Here is a 16,395-nt window from a genome sequence, read left to right as displayed (position 1 = left end):
GGCCCAGGTCTTACGACCCTGGACCCCGGGTGGCAATGCTTCCCTTGCACACCGTCCGGAAGGCGAACCCTGCCCGGACGGCGGCGGGCACCGCTGCGGCGTCGCCACCGGAGGCGGCGCGCTTGGCGGAGTTCAGACGGCCGCGGAACTGCGACAGGTACTGGGTGGCCGGGTACGTGGCCAGCGCGTCGCGCACCGTGTCCGCCGCCTTATCGAACGCGCCCGTCTCCTGGTACGACTGGGCGAGCAGCAGCATGGCGTAGTCGCGCGTCTTGGACTTCTTGTCGCCTTCCACGAAGCGGGCCAGCAGCGGCACGGCCTTCTCGTGCTGACGCAGCTGGTTGTAGGCGGTGCCCAGGAAGAAGGACGCGTCCAGCGCGTCCGCCTCCTGCGGGTTCATCGCCAGGAAGCGCGACAGGTTCTCCACCACGGCGGGCATCTCGTTCTTGCGGAAGGCGATCTTCCCGCGCTCCAGGGCGGCGTCGCCCGTCTCACGGCGCAGGATGGCGGCGCGGTCGTTGAGGGCCTGGCGCTCCAGCGAGGACAGCTTCTGCGTGTCCAGCTTCACCAGCGCGTCGATGCCCTTGAGGCGCTCGTCGCCCGGCAGCGTGGTCATCATCTTGTAGACCTCGTTGGCGGCGCGCTGGGCCGTCAGGTGCGAGGTGGAGTCCGCGCGCTGCTTCTCCAGCTGCCCGGAGAGGTCCGCGACCTGCTTCTCCAGCCGCTCGCGCTCGTTGGTGTTGCTGGAGCTGCGAGCGCCGTTCACCAGCACCGCGCCACCGACCGCCAGAACCGCGAAGAGCGTGTAGGCCACCGCCGAGGAGAGCCATTGCCGCTTCTGGAAGTCCTCGTGGCGCTTGCCCACCGCCTTCACCTCCGCATGGAGGTTCTTCAGCAGGTTGTCCGTCTTGATGACGAGGTTGCGCGACTCGATGACCTCGCGGCGGAGTTCGGAGAGTTCCTTCTCGAGGTCAGTCTTCGGCTGTTCAGAGGGGGGCATGGACATCTTCCTGGGACCGGAAATGACTTCGGCCGACTCACGCATGCTAGGGGACTCTCCGGGATGAGGGGCGGGTTCTTTTTCCGCTCCCAAACAGGGCCCTTGGTGGCCACCATTCCCCGAAAGTCCCTGCTTCGCGCGCGCTCGCCTGCTTTCGTCTTGGAACTTTCCCGAGCCTCTAGAACGAGGCCATCGGGCGGGACGGATTCGGCGGGAACGTATACGTCACACCGAGCCCGAACCCACTGCCTCCGTGGCTGAAACTGAAGGGCCCGGGCCACTTCGCCGCGTCTGGAGACTCCACGGGGCCGCGCAGGAACATGAGGCGGTATTCAGCGGTGATACCCCACTCCGCGGACAGGCGGAGCGTGGCGCCGAGCGAGCCCACCCAGGCCTGGGTGACATTCTCCTTGATGGACGAGCCCTCGCGCGTCGAGGAGACGACCGTGGGCCCCGTGAGCACGCCCGCGAAGGGCACCAACCCCTGCGGTCCGATGTCGAGCACGCCCTGGAAGCGCAGGCCGAGGAGCGCGCCGTACGACACGGTGCTGACCTTGCGGGACACGGTGCCGTCGGCCCCGGGCTCGGACAGGCGCAGGTTCTGCGCGGTGCCGAACAGGTCGATGCCCACCTCCACCAGGTCCGACACCGCGTAAGCGAACGAGGCCACGCCGAACGGACCCCCCGAGGACTCCGGCGCGCGCTCCAGGCCGTTGCCCGGCCCCTTGGCGCCATACCAGGCGTCGTAGAGCGTGCCGTTGGAGGTGAGCCGGTAGCCGGCCTGCACGGTGATGCGGCCCACGCCGTCCAGGTTGGCGGGAGCCCGCCCCTCGCTCCAATCGCCGTCATCCTGGGCAAGGGCGAGGGCAGGCGCGGCGACGAGGGCGAAGACGAGCGGCAGACGGCGGAGCATCAAGGCGCGGATCCCGGGGCTTTCTGCCGGCACGGGCGCTCGCGGCCCGGTGCTACAGGCGTGTCGCACACCGTATCCGGGGGCCATGCCGCGTCAATTTTCCGGCCGTCCCCCACCGTGTCGATTTCGCGCCCTACCATTCGTCGCCATTGTGAACCCGACGTTCCAGGAGAACTCCCCATGCGCTTCATGATGATCGTCAAGGCCAACACCGACAGCGAGACCGGTCGCATGCCCTCGACGGAGGAGCTGACCGAGATGGGCAAGTACAACGAGGAGCTGGTGAAGGCCGGCATCCTTCTCGCGGGTGAAGGGCTGCACCCCAGCTCCAAGGGCGCCCGCGTGGCGTTCTCCAAGACGGGGAGCACGGTGACGGATGGTCCCTTCTCGGAGACGAAGGAGCTGGTCGCCGGCTTCTGGATCATCGAGGTGAAGTCGCGCGAGGAGGCCATCGCCTGGGCGCGCCGCATCCCCTTCCAGGAGGGAGAGGTGGAGATCCGCCAGGTGGCCTCCGCCGAGGACTTCGCGGAAAGCGATCCCACCGGCGAGCTGCGCGCGAAGGAGGAGGCGCTGCGCGCGCAGGTCGAGGCGAAGGCCAAGGCCTGAGCCGTCAGCGAGCGCGCCGCTCCAGCTCCAGCAGCGGCATCTCCAGCACCACCACCGTGCCGTGCGTGCACGGGGGTGTGAAGTCCGCGCGGTCCAATTCGCCCAACAGCGCGCGCAGCTGCGCGTCGGTGAGCGGCGAAGACGATGCTCGCCGCGCGGCGTGACAGGCCATCACGCGCACGGCCTCCGCCAGGCTCGTCACGTCCAGCGGAGCGCTGCGCGGAGGCAACGCGCGCGACAGGGCTTCCAGAAGTGCGCGAGGGTCCACGCTCTCCAGGCCCGCCGGCACCGACTTGAGCGCGAGCGCCGTGCCACCGAAGGGCTCCACGTCCACGCCCAGCTTGAGCAGCGCCTCGCGGCCATCCACCAGCGCCTTCACCGCAGCCAGCGACAGGTCGACCGTGGTGCCGAACAGCGACGGCGGCGGCGCCTTCGTCTCGTCCTCCAGCCGGCGCAGGTACGCGGTGAGGCGCGCGCGCTCCAGCGCGGCGTGAGGGTCCAGCACCACCAGCGTGCCGCCGGGGCCCTCGCAGACATGGAAGCGGCTGCCCAACAGGCCCATGGGGCGCAGCGCCGCGAAGTAGCCCGGAGGCGGCGCCTCGTTGAGCTGCGGCTGGGCCTCACCGAACCCGAGCGAGCGGCCCGGCACCTGGGGGCCCTGGAACGGACCGGGGAACGCACTTCCCTGCGCTCCACCGTTCGGCGAGAAATAGGACGGCGTCAGCGGGCGCGCTGGCGTGGAACCGTCGGGACCCGGTGCGTCCATCGCGGTGGGCAGCGGCGCGCCCCAGGTAGCCTCCTGCGCGCGGGTGAGGAAGCGCTCCACGGCGTGCGCGTAGTGCGCGGCGTCCCGGGGCTGCGGGTTCGCGGCCTGCTCTTCCGGCGAGCCCAGCCACGGGGCCGCGCGCAGCACGCGTGAGAGGGCGGCGCTGATCGCGTCCTGCACGCCACGGGCGTCCGCGAAGCGCACCTCCATCTTCTGCGGGTGCACGTTGACGTCCACCGCGGCGGGCTCCACGTCGATGTGCAGCACCACCACCGGCTGACGGCCCGCGGGCAGGAAGTCCTGGAACGCGCGCTGCACGGTGCTGATGAGGCCGCGGTCGCGGATGTAGCGGCGGTTGACGAAGGTGTAGAGGCCGCGCGCGTTGGGCAGCGTGTACTCCGGCGACGCGAGGTAGCCCGTGACGACGACGCCCAGCCGGCGCTCCTCCACGGGGAACAGGTGCGGGAAGGACGCGGGGCCCAGGGCCGCGGCGATGCGCTCGCGCGGATCATGTTCGGCGGCGGGGCTGGAGAAGAGCTCGTTGCCCTCGTGCGAGGCGAAGAAGCCGACCTCCGGGTGCGCGAGCGCCAGGCGCACCACGGCCTCCTCGCAGTGCTTGAGCTCGGTGGCGCCCTGGCGCATGAACTTGCGGCGCGCGGGCACGTTGAAGAACAGGTCCTCGATGGTGATGACCGTGCCCACGCGGGGCGGCGCGGCCTCCACCGTGGGCGGGCCGCCGCCCTCCACCATGACCTTGGTGCCCTCGTGCGCGTCCGGCTCCGCGGTGTGCAGCGTGAAGCGGGACACGGAGGCGATGGCGGGGATGGCCTCGCCCCGGAACCCCATGGAGTCGATGTGGAAGAGGTCGTCCAGTTCGCGCAGCTTGCTGGTGGCGTGGCGCTCCAGACAGAGCGTGGCGTCCTCGCGGCTCATGCCGTGGCCGTCGTCGGAGATGGTGATGCGGCCCACGCCGCCCGCCTCCAGCTCCACGCGCACGGTGCGGGCCCCGGCGTCGAGCGAGTTCTCGCACAGCTCCTTCACCACGGAGGCGGGGCGCTCCACCACCTCACCGGCGGCGATCTTGTTGATGAGCACGTCGCTCAGGCGCGCGATTCGGGACATGGCGATCAACCACCCTCCGCCACCTGGATGACGTTGTCCAGAACATCACGGGCACACGCGGCTGACATTCCTGGACGGCTGGGCTAACACCCGCCCCTGCGAATGGAAGTGATCCGAGCAGGCAAGGGCCCGATGCGTATCGCGGTGACAGGCGCCAGTGGCGACTACGGCAGGCTGCTCCTGCCGAGGCTGGAAGCGGACCCCGGCGTGGAGAGCATCCTCGTGCTGGACACGAAGGAGCCCCACCCGATGAGCAAGGTGGAGTTCCACCGAGTGGACCTCACCCGCTACGACGCGGAAGGTGAGCTGACGGACGCGCTCACCGAGCGCCCCGTGGACGCCCTCTTCCACCTGGCGTTCCTCTTCGGGCCCATCCTCAACGGCCCGCTGGCGCACGAGCTGGAAGTCATTGGCACCATGAACGTGCTGACGGCGGTGGGCCGCGCCCGGCTGCCCCGGCTGGTGGTGCCGTCGCTGACGGTGACGTACGGCGCGCGGGGCAACAACCCGGCGCTCCTGCGCGAGGGCTCCCCGCTGTTCGGCTGTCCGCACAGCCGCTTCGTGAACGACAAGGTGGAGGTGGAGGGACAGGTGCGGGCGTTCCGCGAGCGCAATCCCGACACCCGCACGCTCGTGTTGCGGTTCGCTCCCCTGCTCGGCCCGAGCCTGGACAATCCGGCGACGCGGTTGCTGTCGCACGCGGTGGTGCCCACGCTCCTGGGATTCGACCCGCTCTGGCAGGCGATCCACGAGGACGACGCGGGCCGGGCGCTGCACCTGGCCCTGCGGGCGGACACGGCGGGAGAGTTCAACGTCGTGGGGCGCGGGGTGTTGCCTTTGTCGGGGCTCATCCGCCAGGCGGGCGCGCGACCGCTCCCCCTGCCGGGGCCGTTGTTTCGTGGAGCACTTCGCGCGCTCGGGGTGGTGGGGGCGGGCACGTTGCCGGTGGCCCTGCTCGACTACATGCATTACTCCTGGGTCGCGGACGGGGAGCGCGCCGAGTCCGCGCTGGGGTTCGTGCCCCTCCACCATGTCAGGGACGCCGCCTCGGCGCTCAGAAGGAGCCAGTCATGACCAAGGGTGTCCTCGGGAATGATCCCTTCCAGCGGGGCGCCGCGCCTCGCACGGGCGAGGCGAAGGACGACGCGGCCGACCCGAAGGCCGCGAAGAAGTCCGCGTCGTCGAAGTCTGCGAAGGGTGCGAAGTCAGCGGGCAAGGCGAAGCGCGCCAAGGGTGGCGCGTCGAAGTCCAGCGCCCAGGCGAAGGCGCCCAAGGGCGGCAAGGCCGCGGAGGCGAAGCAGGCCGCCGCGACGCCGAAGACGCCCGCCGCCAAGGTCCACATGTTCGAGGCCCGCCCGGACGGACGCGGGAGCGCGAGGCACGAGCAGGACGCGCGCGACGTGGAGCACGCCTCGGGAGCGAAGCACGGGCGTTCGTCCGCGAAGGACCCGCACGCTTCGGGAGGGGCACCGGCCGCGAGGCCTGGCGCCCACGACGCCGTGCACGCTTCAGGAGAGCCTCCCGCTGGCGAGGAGGTCTCGCCCCTGCGCGAGCCCTCCGTGCCGGGCCCCGCCGCCGAGCCTCGGACGTCGCGGCCCCAGGTGCTCGCGGACGAGGTGCGCGGCTCGCGTCCCCAGGAGCGCACGGTGGACCGCGCCCTGACGGAAGCCCTCGCGTCGGACGCTGCGGAGGCCGCGGCGAAGACGGCCGTGGATGAGCTGTTCGAGGGACGCAAGGGGCCGGACCGCGACATCGAGCGCGTCCTCGCGACGGAGCTCGTCGCCGAGGTGGCCGAGTCCGCCGTGCGGCAGGTTCTGGACGACGGCAATGGCGACGCCGCCGAGCGAGCGGTCGCCACCGCCGTCGCGACCCAGGTGGCCGAGGCCACCGCAGGCGTCGCCGTGGACGAGGTGCTGGACCGCCACGCCACCAGCCCCGAGGAGCGCGCCCTGTCCGCCGCTGGCGACGGCGATGCCCTGGACGAAGGCGGCGAGGAGGCCTGGCCCACCGACGCCTGGAGCCGTGACCCGAAGGACGTGCCTCCTCCCGAGGACACCGAGGACCTCTGGACCGCGGACGCCTGGCGCCGCGACCCGGAGGGGATGTCCGCGCCGGAGGACCCGGACGAGGAGGACGACCTGGTCACCGGCGTCGAGCGCGTCGAAGAGGACGGCGTGCACATCTCCGTCTCGATCATCGAGGGCGCCGCCCCCACGGACGTGGAGCCGGAGGTGGAGCTGCCGGACGAGTCCCACGACGAGCTGCCTCCCAGCCGCCGGCCCCTGTCGCTCGTGAGCGACCCCGGCGAGGTGCCCCTCCCGGAGGAAGTGGAGCGGGATCCGCAGGGCTTCGACCGTCCGGAGGAATCGGCCCCGCCGTCCGGCTTCGCGGGCCGCGCCGCGGGCATGTTCTCGCTGGCGAAGGAGATCGCCGGCCAGGCGCTCGCGAGCGACGGCCTGGGCCGCGCCGTGGGCGCCATGCACGGCCTGATGGAGGCCGTGCGCACCAGCCTGGGCACTGGCGGTGGCAGCCGGTTGGACGACTACGGCAAGGACGAGGGGCTGGTGGAGAGCCTCCAGCCCGTCCTCGACTTCCTCTACGAGCAGTACTGGCGCGTCTCCGTGGAGGGCGTGGATCAGGTGCCGCGCGGCGCCTCCATCCTCGTCGCCAACCACTCCGGCGCCCTGCCCTACGACGGCCTGGTGATGGCGCAGGCGCTCCTGCGCGAACGCCCGGATCTGCTCGAGACCCGCTGGCTGGTGGAGGATCAGGTCTTCCACGCGCCCATGCTTGGCACCCTCTTCAACCGCCTGGGCGCCGTGCGCGCCTCGCCGGAGAACGCGCTGCGGCTGCTCGATGAGCACCGGCCGCTCGTCGTCTTCCCGGAGGGCTACCAGGGCGCGAGCAAGCCGTTCGCGGAGCGCTACCGCCTCAAGCGCTTCGGCCGCGGCGGCTTCGTGAAGCTGGCCCTGCGCACCGGCGCGCCCATCGTGCCGGTGGCCATCGTCGGCGCGGAGGAGACGTCTCCGCTGCTGGGCCGCCTCCCGGGTGGCTTCCTCGGGTTCCCGTCGCTGCCGCTCACCGCGCCGGGCCCGCTGCCCGCCAAGTGGACCATCCGCTTCGGCGAGCCGCTGACCATGGAGGGACTGTCTCCGGAGGACGCGGACGACCTGGGCGAAGTGCAGCGGCTCACCGAGCGCACCCGCGAGTCCATCCAGGGAATGCTCCAGGCCCTGCTGCGCGAGCGCCGCTCCGTGTTCACGGGCTGAGCTCCGGCTGAGCTTCGAGCGATGCTCCGGGGGCCATCAGCCGCAGATGCGGTTGCGCCCCTGGCTCTTCGCGGCGAAGAGGTGCTCGTCCGCCGTGCGCACCATCTCCGCGGGCTCGCGGTGGTGCGGCTCCAGCGCGGCCACGCCCATCGACAGCGTGACGGGGATGACCTGCTTGTCGAACTCGAAGCGCTGCCGCTCCACCAGCTTGCGCACCTTCTCCGCGAGCTGACGGGCACCGGCCAGGTTGATCTCCGGCAGGAGCAGCGCGAACTCCTCACCGCCGTAGCGGGCGAAGACGTCCTCGCGCCGGATGCGCGTGCGCACCGTGGACGCCAGCTGCTTGAGCACCGAGTCGCCCGCCAGGTGCCCGTACGTGTCGTTCACGTCCTTGAAGTGATCCAGGTCGAACATCACCAGCGACAGCGTGCGCTCGTAACGGCGGCTGCGGGAGATTTCGCGGTCCAGCTGCTCGTCGAAGTAGCGGCGGTTGTAGATCTGCGTGAGGCCGTCCATGGTGGTCAGCCGGTAGATCTCGTCGTGGTACGCCGCCTCGATGTTGCCGCCCGCGATGAACTTGAAGATGGTGCGGCCAATCTTCACCAGGTCGCCGTTCTGCAGCGACCGCGCCGACGACGCGATGTCGTCATTGACGAACGTGCCGTTGGTGGACCCCAGGTCCTCGATGCGCACGCCCTTGGTGGTGTTGGTGATGCGCGCGTGGTTGCGGCTCACCGCTTCCTGATCAATCTGGATGTCCGCCTTGGACGACCGGCCGATCAGCGTCTCCTCACGCGCCAGGTCGTACTTGCGCCCCAGGTCCAGGCCGTAGATGACCACCAGCGCCGCGTCCAGGTTGACGGGGCGCTCGGAGATCTTCGAGATGACGGTGACGACCGTCTCCTTCTGGCCCATGACGCCAAACGTATCACCGCGCAATTCGCGAAAGCGAATTCACGGCCGGAACGGGTGCCCCGCCAGGTCGTAGACGCACTGACACCCCAGCACGTCAGGGCACGCGCACCGTGCGCGCGGCGCTGACGGCGGGCCGCAGCGGCAACCCGAGCCCGTCCACCAGCGACGCCACCAGCGTGACCTCCATCCCGGAGCAGGCGGGCGGAAGGGAGAGCGCCACCTCGCCCGACCGCGTGGCCACGTCGCCGAGCACCACCGAGAGGTCGCAGGCCGGGCCGCCATCACGAACGGTGAGCAGCACCCCGCCCTCGTCGCCATTGCCTGCGTCCGTCCCCACCTGGAAGCCGTCCACCCGCACGCGCACGGTGGCGCCGCGAGCCAGCGACGCGCCTTCAGCGGGCGCCAGCCACGTCACCTGGGGCCGGCCGTAGTTCAGCGTGGACGCGGCGCGCACCGACGAGGCGAGCAGTTCGGGCGCCATGCCCCCGGACTCCGCCAGCGTGGAGAGGTTCGTCGAACGGCCCTCGGACATGGCCACGTTCAACGCCTCCACCGACAGCGATGCGCGCGAGCCCTCCGTGTCGCCCTGGAAGGTGCGGTCCTCCAGGCCCGAGGGAGGCAGCGGCAGGCGCACGCCGGTCACGGAGCGGCGGCTGTCCGCCCAGACCGTCCAGCGCCGGCCGGCCACGTTGGTGAAGGTCGCGCGCACGATCGTCGCACCCAGCAAGGAGGTGTCCATCCGCCACTCGCGCGGCAGCAGGCCGTGCCACGGCGATGCGTCCGGGTTGTAGTGGGCGCCCTCCGGGATGCCGAGGAACGCGTCCGCGAGCGTCACCGGCGTCGTGCCCTCTGGATCGAAGTGGGGCGCATCCAGCGGGGTCATCACCGCGCTGGTGGCGAGGCCCACGGGCTCCTCACCGCCCAGCGCTCCCGACGACGCGACCGCGACCAGCCGGTACGCCTGTCCCTCCAGGCCGTGATGGGCCGGCGCCATGCGCACGCGCACGAGGCCCGGAGAGGACAACAAGGGCTGCGTGTCCGTGTTCGGATCCACCGGATTGGCGTTGACGGCGGCGCCCAGGCCCAGCGGCACCGTGCCCTGTCCGGGCGCTGTCACCGAGCCCACCACCAGCGCGCGCGACAGGTAGCTGTCGCGGAAGCGTGGAAGCGGCGGGACGCGCACCACGAACGGGAAGGCCAGCGGCACCTGCTGGAAGTCCAGCGACGTGAGCGGCCCGCTGGGAGGAATCTTCCCCTCGATCGGCGCATGGAGGGGGAAGCGAACATCGCGCTGGACGGCGGAGGAGAACCGCCCGGACTGCGGTAGCGCGCGCGCCAGGAGCAGCAGCGGATCCGTGCCCGGATCCATCATCCCCGCCGGAAGCTCGCCGGACGGCACCTGGGCGGTGAGGGCCCAGGCGGTGCGAGTGCCACAGGTCCCCGAGCGCGTGGCCGTCTCCGGATCCGTTCCGTCCGCGGGGGCCGCGTCGCACACCCCGGAGATGCCCGGCACATCCACGGACTCCGGCGGCAGGACGCCGAGCCCGTTCACCCAGACGCTGGCGGGCAGCTGGAACTGGCGCGTCACCCCACGGAGCGTGAGGTCCACATCCCGATCGGATCCCTGCACCTGGGCGGAGGCCGACTCGGACAGGAGCCCCGGCACGGACAGCCCCGCCATGCCCAGGGACAGCGCGCCGCCCACGCCCACGGGTGCCAGGTGGGTGAACCGGGCGCGCACTCCGCCCACGCGGTCCGCCGGGTTGCGGCGCAACGGCAGCCGCAGGTCCCGCGTGCCGGTCATGTCGTAGTTCGCCACGGTGAGGTAGCCGAAGTCCGGGTGGAAGACAGACACCGTCGAATCGCTCCGGGCCACCAGCACGGCCACGCCCAGCGCATCCGTGGACTCGCGCGCCGTCGCGCCACCCAGCGCGTCCGCCACCACCACCGAGGCCCCCTCGACGGGGTAGCCCGTGAGCGCGTCCGTCACCACCACCCGCACCTGCCCCGAGGCCGTGTGCGGGGGCAGCACGGTGACGCGCGCACGGCACGTGACGTTGCCCAGCCGGGCCTCCACCGCCTCCACCTCCGCGCCCGCCGACTCCAGCGTGAACGTGGCCCCGGAGCCCGTGCCCCCGCCCTTCACGCGTGCGGACACGGCGGACCAGGCGAGCCCGTTTCGAGGGACGAAGGGCTGGCCCGTGACATCGGACATCCAGGCTTCGAAGCGCAGGGTGGTGCCCACGGGCGCGATGATGCGCTCGGGCACCACGCGGCAAGCCGCGACGGTGGACGACGGCGGGGGCGGCCCACAGGCGCCGTCGCGGCACAGCTCCCCGTCCTCGCAGTCACTGTCGCCGGTGCAGAGGGCGGGAACGCAGCGGCTGGCGTCACAACGGCAGCCCAGCGCCTGCGACTCACAGGCGGCGATGGCGTTCACCTCTCCGCGGCGCTTCACCGAACAATCGAGGTCCGTCCGGCACGAGGGCTCACAGCGCGACAGGGCGGTGTTGCAGAAGAACAGCGCCGGATCCCCGCAGTCCTGATCCACCGTGCAGAACGCGTCCGCCCAGCCCCCGTGGATGAACGGCGCCTCCATGTCGGACATCGCGCAGCCCATGGCGCACGCCAGCAGGCATGCGAGCACGAGGCCGGGGGACCGGACCGGATGGGGGATGGAACGCATGGGAACTCCGAGGGGGACCGGCCTTGTCCCGACCTTACAGGGGGAAGGCCCGCGACGCGACCGGCGATGGCACCGCAACCGCTTTCGCTGGAAGCCTGGAACCGGGGCGGAACCGGGGTCCTGGGAAAATCAGACGGGCGGGCAGGCAAGTGTCGGTTGGCTTCCGTCGCCAGGGGTTCCAGAATCGGACCGACGATGGCACGCGCTGAACCGAAGACCTTGGAGAGCCTGCTGCCCCGGGTGCTGGCGCGCCTGGCGGGAGAGTCAGGCCGCGCGTCGTCGCTGATGCCGCTCTGGACCGCCGCGGTGGGAGAGAACATCGCGCGCCACAGCCGTCCTCACCAGTTGGACGGAAGCACGCTGATCATCACCGTGGAGAGCGCCGAGTGGGCTCAGGTCCTCTCCCGCCAGGCCGACTCCCTGCGCGAGCGGTTCAACGAGAAGCTGGGCGCTGGCACCGTGAAGACGCTCGTCTTCCAGTTGGAGTCACGATGAGGCGCGCGCTCCTGGGATTGCTGCTCGCTGGCGCCGCCGTCCTCCCCGCATCCGCCGCGCCGCCGTCCCCGGCGGTGGCCTCCGTGTCCGTTCCCTCCCAGGAAGGACAGGACAGTCCGCCCCCTGTCCCGGAGGAGACGCCCCGGGCCCAGGAGGCCCGGGCCCGGCTGCACGTGCAGCGCGAGTTCGAACGCGTGGGCCGCCGCGCCCCCACGAACGACAAGGCGCTGGAGGCCGCGGCCCGGAGGCTCGCGCGCGAGGCACTGAGCGAGTTCACCACCGGAGCCCCGGACCTGCTCACGTTGACGGAGGCGGTCAGCGACTCGGGCGCCGCGGATCCGTCCCCGAAGGTGCTGGTCATCCGCGCATGGGTGCACTCGCACGCCATCGAGACGTTCCTCGCCCGCACGGACTTCAACGACGAGCGCGTGAGCCACTTCGGCGTGGGCGTGGCCTTCCTGGGCGAGCGCGCCGCGCTGGTGCTGCTCGTCGCGGACCGCAAGGCGGAGGTGCTCCCCTTCCCCCGGACCATCGCCAAGGCCGGGACGGAGAAGCGCGTGTGCGGCCGGCTCGTGCCGCCGCTGCTGAGCCCGCAGGTCTTCGTCACCCGGCCGGATGGCGAGGTGGAGGCCGTGGCCCTGAGCCGCGCGCCCTCCGGCACGAATGGTTTCTGCGCCCTGGTGGGCTTCGACACCCCCGGCAGCTACACCGTGGAGGTGGTGGGCCAGGCGAACGCGGGGCCGGAGGTGACGTCGCTGTTCCTCGTGCAGGTGGGGGCCCGTTCCGCGCGCGGCGGACAGGAATCCCAGCGCGAACCCACAACGCTGGCCGAGGCCCGCACCGCCCTCTACGAGCGCATCAACACCCTGCGCCGCGCCTACCAACTGCCGGAGCTCACGCCGGATCCGACGCTGGAGGACGTATCGCTGCGCTACAGCACGCGCATGGCGACGGAGGGCTTCTTCGCGCACATCGCGCCGGACGGCTCCACGCTCACCCGCCGCCTCCCGGAGGGCGCGCGCTACGTACGCGCCGGAGAGAACCTGGGGCTGGCGGCGGGTCCGCTCGCGGCGCACTTCGGCATCGAGCACAGCCCCGGCCACCGCAAGAACCTGATGGACCCCGCGTTCCGCTTCATGGGCGTGGGCGTGGCCTTCCAGAAGGTGGACGGCCGCGACCAGGCCATCGTCACGGAGGTCTTCACCGCGGCCTCGCCCGGCGCGGCGCTTCCGGCGGACCCGGTGTCGGATGTCTACGACGCGCTGTCCCGGCACCGCGCCACGCTCAAGCTGCCGCCCCTGGTGCGCAGCGAGGCGCTGGAGCGGCTGGCGCGCGACCACGCCCGCCGTGCGCAGGCGCAGGACGAGCCCACTGCGGGAGACGGCGACCCGTCCCCGCTGCACGAGCGGGTGTTCTCCGCGCTGCCGGACGCGGGCACCGCTTCGGTGGACTTCTTCGTCGTGGGAGACCCGGGCGCCGTGCCGGAGTCACGCAGCCTGGCCACGGCCACCTACACCCGGGTGGGTGTGGGGCTGGTGCGAGGCGACTCCAAGCGCTTCGGCCAGGGCCAGTACTGGGTGGCCGTCATCTACGCCGCGGTCCCCTGAAGCGTTGGCTTCGGAAGAGAACGTCGACGCGAACGCCGGCCACGACCGGGCTTCGGGCGTGACCGGGTGCGAGCTCGCGCGGGCCCGGTGGAACGGGCCCCATGTCAGACGTCCCGGTTAGACAGGACGGCGCTGCGTGGCGTACGCCTCGAGCCCCATCTGCGGAGGCGCGAGGTTGGCGTACATCGGGCACTTCATGCACGTGAACGACTGCCAGCCGCGACGGACGGCCTCATCGAGGCAGTTGTCGTAGTGGTTGCAGTTCAGGTTGCGATGCGTCTCGACGCCTGCCCGCTTCGGGCCGGCTTCGGGATTGATGGTCTGCTGCAGATCGGATGGACACGGCTTCATGGAGCCTCCCCTATGAGCTGTTTCCCCCCCCGAGGTCTGTGTACGAGCAGTGCTACCGACGACAGGTCTTCCTGCGACGACAGGTCTTCCTGACACGACGGCGGTCCGGAGTAGCGCTCAACAGCGGCGCAACGTAAGGATTCCCTCCGGATAGCGCAACGGGCCGACAACCCCGCGGGACCAGCCCGTGGGCGCGGGATCTAGGACTTGTCGGGCCGACTGTCAAACCGACCCCCGCCCACCTGGTGGGGAATGTCGACTGCAAACCTCTCGTTCCGAAGCCGCAAGGCCGCGAAGTGAAAGGAAGAACCACATGAGTTGGACCGGCTGGGTGGCGGGTTGGGTGACGGGGGTGGCGCTGGGGCAGTCCCCGGCGACGCTGGAGGCCGTCCGCCTGCACCGGTCCGACGCGGCGGCGCTCGCACAGGCGGAGCTCGCCGCGTGCGAGCAGGCGAAGTGCCCGGACGCGGGCCGCCTGGGCCTGCTCGCCGGGACTCTAGTACTTTCGGACGGGGACGCCGTTCAGGCGCGGGACCTGCTCACCCGCCACAAGCCGCCCGCGCCCCTGGAGGCCTTCCACGCCTTCTACCTGGGCCAGGCGCGCTTCTACGCGGGCGACCCCAACGGCGCGGCGAAGGACTTCGAGCGGGCCCTGGAGAAGGCCTCCCCGGCCCTTGCCGTGCGCGCCCGCGCCCGCCTGGGTGAGTCGCTCCTGGACGCACACCGGCCCAAGGACGCGTCCCCGGTGCTGGAGTCCGCGGCGGCGGCGCAGCCCACCCCGGAGCTGCTCTTCCAGCGCGCCCTGACGCGCGCGGCCACCGGCAACGCGGCGGGCCTGCGGGCGGACCTGAAGACAGTGGCGCTGCGCTTCCCCACCCACCCCTACGCGGACGAGGCGCTGGAGCAGCTGGCCACGCTGAAGCCGGCGGTGAAGCTCACCCTGCCCGAGCACCTCCAGCGAGCCCGGGGCTTCCTCTCCGACGGCGCGGCGTCTCGGGCCGAGGACGAGCTCCTGAGGGCGGAGAAGCTGGGGCTGGTGAAGGGTGCGCCCGCCCAGGCACAGGTGGCGCTCCTGCGCGCGCAGGTGCTCTTCGCGCGAGGCAAGCGCGAGGAGGCGGAGAAGGCGCTCGCGGTGGCGCGCAAGGGGCCGCCGGCCATCGCCGCGGAGGCCGCGCTGGTGGTGGCGCGCCGGGCGCTGAAGTCGGACGACAACGAGAAGGCGCGCAAGCTGATGGCGGCGCTGGACAAGGCCTATCCCTCTCAAGCGGCTGGTGAGGAAGGCGCGTTCTTCGCCGCGTGGTTGGATTTGCAGGGCGGCCGCTTCGAGGACGCGGCGAAGTCCTTCGAGGACTACGAGAAGCGCTACAAGGGCTCGCGCCGCCGCGATGAGGCGATGTGGTTCCGCGCCCTCTCGCACATCCGGCTGGAGCAGTACGCCAAGGCGCGCCAGGCGCTGGACGACCTGGTGACGGCCTACCCGAAGACGAGCATGGCGCCGCAGGCGCGCTACTGGCAGGCGCGCACGGAGGAGCTGGGCGGCGGCAAGCCGGCGACGTTGGGACCCGCGTATGAAGCCGTCATCAGCGCGGCGCCCGCTTCGTTCTACGCGCTGCTCGCCACGGAGCGGCTGCGTGAGCTGGGACGCACGCCGCCCGCGGCCTTCCCGCAGCCTCCGAAGCAGCTCACCCTGCCCCGCCCTCCGGAGCTGGAGTTGGCGGTGGCGCTGACTCGCGCGGGCCTCTTCCGCGACGCGGCGGACGAGGTGCAGTCGCGCGTGTCGGGCCTGCGCGGCGCGGACCAGGCACTGCCGTTCGCGCACGCGCTCTTGCAGCTGGGCGAGTTCGGCCACGCGCATGTCGTGGCGGCGCGCTACCTGTGGGGCCGGGCCTTCGGGGCGAAGGCACCGGACGCGCTGGCCGCGTTCTACCCGCGCGCGTTCGCCCAGGCGGTGGAGACGGAGGCCACGCGGCAGGCGCTGGATCCGTTTCTCGTGTGGGCCATCATGCGCCGCGAGAGCGCCTTCCGCCCGGAGGTCATGAGCGCGGCGGACGCGCGCGGCCTGATGCAGATCATCCCGCCCACGGCGACGGAGATCGCGCAGAAGATGGCGGAGCCCGCGCCCGCACCGGCGGACCTGTTCGCCCCGGAGCGCAACATCCGCTACGGCGCGTGGTACCTGGCGCAGCTGATGAAGCGCTTCGCGCACCCTGCCCTCGCGGCGGCGGCCTACAACGCGGGCCCCAAGGCGGCGGTGCGATGGACGCAGGAGCGCGGCACCCTGCCCCTGGACCTGTTCGTGGAGTCCATCCCGTACCGGGAGACGCGCGGCTACGTGAAGCAGGTGGTGGCGGACCTGTACCTCTACCACCGCTTCTATGAGAAGGACGGCACCCAGGCCCGGCTGGCCATGACGGTGCCCGCGCCCAGCACGGACGGCGTCAGCTTCTGACGGAAGGCTTGTGACGGATCAGGCGCCGCGTCAGCACTGGCGGCGCTGACGCTCCGACCTGGGCGGACGGCTTTCCGACGGACGCGGCGCGTGCGGACTTCAGGTGCCGCGCAAGGCCCGGAGGCGCTGACGCTCCGACCTGGGCGGACGGCTTTCCGACGGACGCGGCGCGTGCGGACTTCAGGTGCCGCGCAAGGCCCGGAGGCGCTGACGCTC

Annotated in this window: 12 protein-coding genes; 6 read left to right on the top strand and 6 right to left on the bottom strand. The window is 71.7% G+C overall.

The annotated features are described in order from the left end of the window. Positions 1-10: 10 nt before the first annotated feature. On the bottom strand, positions 11-1,000 hold the full coding sequence (locus D7Y15_RS04440) for a tol-pal system YbgF family protein (protein ID WP_233604822.1): 990 nt from the start codon (positions 998-1,000) through the stop codon (positions 11-13). A 178-nt stretch (positions 1,001-1,178) separates the two neighbouring features. Next, on the bottom strand, positions 1,179-1,913 hold the full coding sequence (locus D7Y15_RS04435; protein ID WP_121751795.1) for a hypothetical protein: 735 nt from the start codon (positions 1,911-1,913) through the stop codon (positions 1,179-1,181). 180 nt (positions 1,914-2,093) lie between these two features. Here D7Y15_RS04435 and D7Y15_RS04430 point away from each other — a divergent pair, with 180 nt between their 5' ends. After that, positions 2,094-2,519, top strand: coding sequence for a YciI family protein (locus D7Y15_RS04430; protein WP_120577702.1), 426 nt, complete (start codon positions 2,094-2,096; stop codon positions 2,517-2,519). Between the two features lie 4 nt (positions 2,520-2,523). Here D7Y15_RS04430 and mutL read toward each other — a convergent pair whose 3' ends face one another. Continuing rightward, positions 2,524-4,407: a DNA mismatch repair endonuclease MutL gene (gene mutL / locus D7Y15_RS04425; protein WP_121751805.1), complete on the bottom strand. Its 1,884-nt coding sequence runs from the start codon at positions 4,405-4,407 to the stop codon at positions 2,524-2,526. A 102-nt stretch (positions 4,408-4,509) separates the two neighbouring features. On the opposite strand from mutL, the gene D7Y15_RS04420 reads away from it, so the two are divergent. Beyond that, the gene (locus D7Y15_RS04420; protein ID WP_120577700.1) at positions 4,510-5,481 is read left to right on the top strand and encodes an SDR family oxidoreductase; all 972 of its coding nucleotides are present in this window, start codon (positions 4,510-4,512) and stop codon (positions 5,479-5,481) included. After that, positions 5,478-7,676 (top strand): lysophospholipid acyltransferase family protein, encoded by a 2,199-nt coding sequence (locus D7Y15_RS04415; RefSeq protein ID WP_121751794.1) that lies wholly within the window; start codon positions 5,478-5,480, stop codon positions 7,674-7,676. The genes D7Y15_RS04420 and D7Y15_RS04415 overlap by 4 nt, the downstream gene beginning before the upstream one ends. 36 nt (positions 7,677-7,712) lie before the next feature. On the opposite strand, the gene D7Y15_RS04410 is transcribed toward D7Y15_RS04415, so the two are convergent. Together D7Y15_RS04410 and D7Y15_RS04405 are read right to left on the bottom strand one after the other, a co-directional pair. Beyond that, positions 7,713-8,591 carry a GGDEF domain-containing protein gene (locus D7Y15_RS04410; protein WP_121751793.1) on the bottom strand — a complete coding sequence of 293 codons (879 nt, stop codon included), beginning with the start codon at positions 8,589-8,591 and terminating at the stop codon, positions 7,713-7,715. Between the two features lie 94 nt (positions 8,592-8,685). Continuing rightward, positions 8,686-11,277 (bottom strand): carboxypeptidase regulatory-like domain-containing protein, encoded by a 2,592-nt coding sequence (locus D7Y15_RS04405; protein ID WP_121751792.1) that lies wholly within the window; start codon positions 11,275-11,277, stop codon positions 8,686-8,688. Positions 11,278-11,472: 195 nt separating this feature from the next. Between D7Y15_RS04405 and D7Y15_RS04400 the strand changes: the two genes are divergently transcribed. Together D7Y15_RS04400 and D7Y15_RS04395 are read left to right on the top strand one after the other, a co-directional pair. Further along, positions 11,473-11,772 carry a DciA family protein gene (locus tag D7Y15_RS04400; RefSeq protein ID WP_120577696.1) on the top strand — a complete coding sequence of 100 codons (300 nt, stop codon included), beginning with the start codon at positions 11,473-11,475 and terminating at the stop codon, positions 11,770-11,772. After that, a complete protein-coding gene (locus tag D7Y15_RS04395; RefSeq protein WP_199745879.1) occupies positions 11,769-13,379 on the top strand; it encodes a CAP domain-containing protein in 1,611 nt (536 codons plus the stop codon). The genes D7Y15_RS04400 and D7Y15_RS04395 overlap by 4 nt, the downstream gene beginning before the upstream one ends. A 117-nt stretch (positions 13,380-13,496) precedes the next feature. Here D7Y15_RS04395 and D7Y15_RS04390 read toward each other — a convergent pair whose 3' ends face one another. Continuing rightward, entirely contained in the window at positions 13,497-13,730 is a 234-nt protein-coding gene (locus D7Y15_RS04390) for a hypothetical protein (protein WP_120577695.1), read from the bottom strand. Between the two features lie 313 nt (positions 13,731-14,043). Here D7Y15_RS04390 and D7Y15_RS04385 point away from each other — a divergent pair, with 313 nt between their 5' ends. Continuing rightward, the gene (locus D7Y15_RS04385) at positions 14,044-16,179 is read left to right on the top strand and encodes a transglycosylase SLT domain-containing protein (protein WP_121751791.1); all 2,136 of its coding nucleotides are present in this window, start codon (positions 14,044-14,046) and stop codon (positions 16,177-16,179) included. The last annotated feature ends 216 nt before the right edge of the window (positions 16,180-16,395 follow it).

This window comes from Corallococcus sp. AB030, assembly GCF_003668965.1.
In the GTDB taxonomy this organism is placed as follows: Bacteria; Myxococcota; Myxococcia; order Myxococcales; family Myxococcaceae; genus Corallococcus; species Corallococcus exiguus.
Note: the sequence above shows the minus strand (reverse complement) of the source record. Positions and strands in the feature narration are given on the sequence as shown.